The 3,102-nt window shown below is 54.6% G+C and carries 3 protein-coding genes; 2 read left to right on the top strand and 1 reads right to left on the bottom strand.

Going from position 1 to position 3,102, the window contains the following annotated elements:
* The first annotated feature begins 104 nt into the window (after positions 1 to 104).
* On the top strand, positions 105 to 542 hold the full coding sequence (locus ACJROR_RS12730) for a hypothetical protein (protein WP_406547376.1): 438 nt from the start codon (positions 105 to 107) through the stop codon (positions 540 to 542).
* A gap of 329 nt (positions 543 to 871) precedes the next feature.
* Here the strand turns inward: ACJROR_RS12730 and rbr are convergent, their stop codons facing one another.
* Positions 872 to 1,510: a rubrerythrin gene (rbr, locus tag ACJROR_RS12725; RefSeq protein ID WP_406547375.1), complete on the bottom strand. Its 639-nt coding sequence runs from the start codon at positions 1,508 to 1,510 to the stop codon at positions 872 to 874.
* Positions 1,511 to 1,915: 405 nt separating this feature from the next.
* Here rbr and ACJROR_RS12720 point away from each other — a divergent pair.
* Positions 1,916 to 3,102, top strand: a 1,187-nt coding sequence (locus tag ACJROR_RS12720) for a sodium-dependent transporter (protein ID WP_406547374.1), incomplete at its 3' end; no start/stop codon positions are given.

Here is a 3,102-nt window from a genome sequence, read left to right as displayed (position 1 = left end):
ACTGCCTGACCTGTTTTTAGTGTACCTTCGCTGTTTTTATCGCCCCGGTTTCTGCTATGATGACCGGAAGAATGCTTTTTAGATCTGAGTTCCCGGGAGGCTTTATGAAAATCTTTGCCGTCGCTATGCTGCTCCTTCTTCTCTCAGCCGGAGTCCTGGGAGGATTCCTGTTCACCGCCCGGGAGGCCCGGGCTCAGGAAGGGCCCAAGCCCCTGGAGCTCACCTTTCATTCCTTTGACGGCGGCGGCCCCTCTTATCATGCGGAATTTGCTTCCGACATTGCCGTTATCACCACGGACAGACGCTATAAGAAGAAGGATCATGAGAGACTTCGGGGCGCCGGCTATGATAAGGTGTTTATCATCGCGGGCAAAAAGCCCGGCACTGCTTTCCTCAGGATCCGGGAGGAAATGCCTCATGGGAATCCTCGGCTCCGCTGTCAGAACCATGACTATGAGCTTGCGGTTTCCGAGGATCTCAGGGTTACTGTTAAGTCTCTTCCGGAGGATAAGAAGAAGCAGACTTCCTGTCCTGATGAGTAAAATCTCCCTTCCGGCTTCGGTCATACCATGTGCCTTGCCATGTCCCGGTTCTTTTGCCCTGCCATACCCCGCTATACACTTCCGCACCCCGTCGCTGTCCTGCGGGGGGATGAGGGCGGAGCTGATTCTGATTTGCCAGCCCCGGCGAGACCCGGTTGCCGTCATTGCCGGTTCGCGGCGCTTTTCCGCCGGGGCCGGGGGACGGCGCTTTTTCAGAGGCATAAAAAAAAGGGCCTCCTGGGAAGCCCGTTTTTCGGTTTCAGGATTCATCCACCCCGTTTTGGACAAGGTGATGATCCTCCGGCCTTAATTAGCAGTTTCGGCCTTAATCAGTAGTTTTCGGCGGAAATTTCAAAGAAGCTTCTGGGATGGTTGCATACCGGGCAAACCTCGGGAGCGCTGGTGCCTACCACAATGTGCCCGCAGTTACGGCATTCCCAGATATGAACCCCGGCTCTGTCGAACACCTCCTTGTTTTTGATGTTCTGAAGAAGCTTCCGGTAGCGTTCCTCGTGATGCTTTTCAATGGCAGCCACGCCGCGGAACTGTTCGGCCAGTTCGGCAAAGCCTTCCTCTTCGGCTTCCCGGGCCATGCGTTCGTACATGTCAGTCCACTCGTGGTTTTCCCCCTCGGCGGCTTCAAGAAGATTTTCCTCCACGCTGCCGATGCCTCCCAGGGCCTTGAACCACAGCTTGGCGTGCTCCTTTTCGTTTTCAGCGGTTTTCAGGAACAGGGCGGCAATCTGCTCATAACCGGACTTCTTGGCCACGGAGGCAAAATAGGTGTACTTGTTCCGGGCCATGGACTCTCCGGCAAAGGCCTCCAGAAGATTCTTTTCGGTTTTGGTGCCGGCATACTTGTTTTTCGGAAGAGCTTCCATAACGCCTTCCTTCTGGCACTTCGGGCAGATGTCCGGAGCCTGGTCAGCTTCGCAGACGTAACCGCAGATCTTGCATTTGAATTTCATAGAGATCTCCTTTAATAACTGTTAAAAGCGGTGCGGAACCGTTTTTCGGCGGCAGCGGCAACTCCCATTTGCTTTGTGCCTGGAGATGTCGCTTCTTTGCCGCTCTGTCTTTTATTGTAAAGTGCGTCACAATTTTTGCAACGATTTCCGGCTGATTTCAGCAGGGCGGGACAGGATTTGCGGGATCAGGGCGTTTTTTTCAGAAAAGAGCCGGGTAACGGGAAAGACGATTTCCGCCGCGGCTTTTGGATATCACGCTCCTGATAATTCAGAGCCTCTGGGGTATCGCTTTTTCGTTTTCTGTCCGGGGCTCGCAATTTTAGAGCCGGATCCGCGAGGTTTTGGGGCATCACCGCAAAAGTCTGCTAAAATTCCGCGGTTTTTATTTTTTAACAGGCGGTTTCTATGAGTGATTCCAAGAGCGATACCAAAAGCGCCCATAAGTTTTCCACCGCGCTTGCGGGAGTGCTGGCGGCAGCCGGCTCTGCCGTGGGGCTGGGAAATATCTGGCGTTTCCCCACCCAGACCGGCGAGAACGGCGGTTCGGCGTTTCTGCTGTTTTACCTTATTGTTATTCTCCTTTTCGGGCTTCCGCTCCTCCTGACCGAATTCGTCATCGGGAGAAGGAGCCGGGCTAATGTGGGCCAGGCCTATACTCTTCTGGCTCCCGATTCCAAATGGCAGTTTGTCGGGTATGCTTCAGCCCTGGTGGCCTTTGTGATCTTCTGCTACTACAATGTGGTGGTAGGCTGGGTGCTTTACTACCTCTGGGAGGCCGTTTCCGGACACTTGCAGGAAATCGAGGATCTCATGAACTCAGGAGCCGCCTCCGGGGATCTTTATGCCGGCACCTTCACCGGCTTTGTTTCCGACCCCTGGAAGCCGCTTCTCACCCTGTTCATTACCATGGGGATCATTCACTTCATTATCGTGGCCGGAGTCAAGAACGGCATTGAGATGGCTTCCCGCATTCTGATGCCCATGCTGTTTTTGATCATGGTGCTGCTGGTGGGCTTTGCCTTTACCATGCCGGGACTCAGCAAGGCTCTGGATTTCCTCTTCACCTTCAATCCCGACTATCTCACTGCCGGAGTATTTCTGTCTGCCATCGGCCAGTGCTTCTATTCCCTTTCCATCGGCATGGGCCTCGTGACCTACGCTTCGTATTTTCCGGAGCATGTGAATCTGAATCGCACAGCGGTGTCCGTAGGCTTCATGGACACTCTGGTGGCGATAATGGCCGGTCTTATCATTTTCCCGGCGGTGTTTTCCGTGGCAGGGGCCTCCCCGTCCTCGGGAGCCGGCCTGGTGTTTATCTCCCTCCCCAGCGTCTTTAACTCCTCTCTGGCGGATCACGCCTTCCTGAACTGGCTGATTCCGGTATCCTTCTACTTCATCCTTTTTGTGGCTGCCGTTACCTCCGCCATGTTCCTTCATGAGGTGGCCACGGCCTTCCTGGCGGACAAGGCCAAAATGACCCGGGCCCGGGCCGCGCTTGCGGTAACCGTGGCCGGCACCGCCATTGGCGCTTTGTCCTCTCTTTCCATGGGGCCTTTGTCCGATGTTCATCTTTTCGGAATGAACTTCTTTGA

Source organism: Succinimonas sp. (assembly GCF_045225735.1).
GTDB lineage: Bacteria > Pseudomonadota > Gammaproteobacteria > Enterobacterales > Succinivibrionaceae > Succinimonas.
The sequence above is the reverse complement of the archived record's forward strand: the minus strand, read 5'-3'. Positions and strand labels throughout refer to the sequence as shown.